Origin of the sequence: Enterococcus italicus (genome assembly GCF_023743875.1) — a bacterium.
In the GTDB taxonomy this organism is placed as follows: Bacteria; Bacillota; Bacilli; order Lactobacillales; family Enterococcaceae; genus Enterococcus_G; species Enterococcus_G italicus.
Genome location: NZ_JAMRVB010000003.1, coordinates 5,281 through 6,887, shown reverse-complemented (window position 1 = coordinate 6,887; position 1,607 = coordinate 5,281). Strand labels below are relative to the sequence as shown.

Annotated in this window: 2 protein-coding genes and 1 pseudogene; 1 reads left to right on the top strand and 2 read right to left on the bottom strand. The window is 29.2% G+C overall.

Translation table 11 applies throughout. From position 1 onward, the window contains the following. Positions 1 to 186 precede the first annotated feature (186 nt). Complete coding sequence (locus NE257_RS11080; RefSeq protein ID WP_058138318.1) at positions 187 to 876, top strand: metallophosphoesterase; 690 nt, start codon at positions 187 to 189, stop codon at positions 874 to 876. Positions 877 to 976: 100 nt separating this feature from the next. Here NE257_RS11080 and NE257_RS11075 read toward each other — a convergent pair whose 3' ends face one another. Both NE257_RS11075 and NE257_RS11070 read right to left on the bottom strand, forming a co-directional pair. After that, positions 977 to 1,273 carry a DDE-type integrase/transposase/recombinase gene (locus NE257_RS11075; protein WP_420871143.1) on the bottom strand — a complete coding sequence of 99 codons (297 nt, stop codon included), beginning with the start codon at positions 1,271 to 1,273 and terminating at the stop codon, positions 977 to 979. Beyond that, a pseudogene (locus tag NE257_RS11070) lies at positions 1,252 to 1,607 on the bottom strand (DDE-type integrase/transposase/recombinase); the annotation flags it as partial. The gene NE257_RS11075 and the pseudogene NE257_RS11070, both read right to left, overlap by 22 nt.

Below are 1,607 nucleotides of genomic sequence, written 5' to 3'. Positions count from 1 at the left end.
ATAAACTATATATTTTTAAATTTTGCTCTAAATACCCCCTTAAGATGCAAAATAAGTATATTGTATTGTTTCAGTTAATTTTTTGAGTTTAGTACTATATTTTTTCGAAAGATAAGCATGAATAAAATAATTAGAGTAATATTTTAAATTATAATTAAATTCAAAATAATGTATTGGAGTGTTTGGATGTATAACGAAGTATTTGTAGTTAGTGATATACATGGAGAATATAAAAAATTTAAAGAAATACTTAAATACTGGGATTCGAATAGACAACAGCTAATATTATTAGGGGATTTGTGTGATAGAGGTTTACAATCTTATGAATGTTTTTATTTAGCAAAGTATTTATGTGATAACTATGGAGCTATATTAATTAAAGGAAATCATGAAGATTTATTTTTAAATTTTTTAAATAAAACTGAAGATTTTAAAGAAAATTATATTAAAAATGGGGGATTGAAAACATTAGAAAGTTTTGGTTATTCCGAGAATAATACATTTAAGGATATAGTATTAGACATAAAAAAAAATAATGATAAATTAATAGAGTTTTTAACTTATTTACCAAATTTTTATGAATGGAATGACTATATTTTTGTTCATGCAGGTGTAAATCTCAAAATTAATAATTGGAAAGATACAAGTATTAGAGATTTTATGTGGATTAGAGAAGACTTTCATTTTACGCCAAATAGGTTAAATAAAACTATAGTTTTTGGTCATACTGAAACGAAAATCCTTAATAAAAATAATAAATATGATATATGGATAAATGATAATAAAATAGGTATTGATGGAGGTGCTGTTTATGGAGGTTATTTATATGGTGTGATTTTAGATGTCCATGGTATTCAAGATTATGTATATGTTTGATATTTGTAAATTTTGAGCTTAAGCCCCTTTTAAAATGCAAAATAAGGGTTCTGTTGCAAAGTCTGAAACTCAAAAACACTATCTCTGACCAACCGTCAATCTAAGCAGGTATTCCCGTTAATATTTTGATTTCAGTAGAAACTGAAAAGCCGAAGAATGTTCCATTTCTTCGGTTCTTTTTATATATTCCTCGAATGGTCTCCATGCCCTTAATCGTGGATGAGGCAGTCCGGAGACTTCGATAAAATTTATTCCGTCGCTTAATTGGTCGATGATCTTGTTCTATTAAATTGTTCAGGTATTTAATGGTACGATGTTCTGTCCCTTGATAAAAGCCTTTAAATAAAGAATAAAATCCCTTACGGTATCTATGATTTAAGCTGGGATTCCCAATAATACCTTGATTTCAGTACAGACCGAAAACCCGAAGAGAGTGCCTTCTTTTCGGGTTTTCTTATATAATCATCGAATGGCTTCCATGCCTTTAATCGTGGTAGAGGCAGTGCGTAAACTTCGATAGAATTTATTGCGTCTCTTTACTGGACGATGGTCTTGTTCAATCAAATTATTCAGGTATTTTATTCAGGTATTTAATGGTACGATGTTCTGTCCCTTGATAAAAGCCGTATTCTTTTAGTTTCTTAAAGGTACTTGTAATAGAGGGTGCTTTATCTGTGACTACAACCTTCGGTTCATCAAACTGCTTCACTAACCGCTTAAGAAAAGCATAG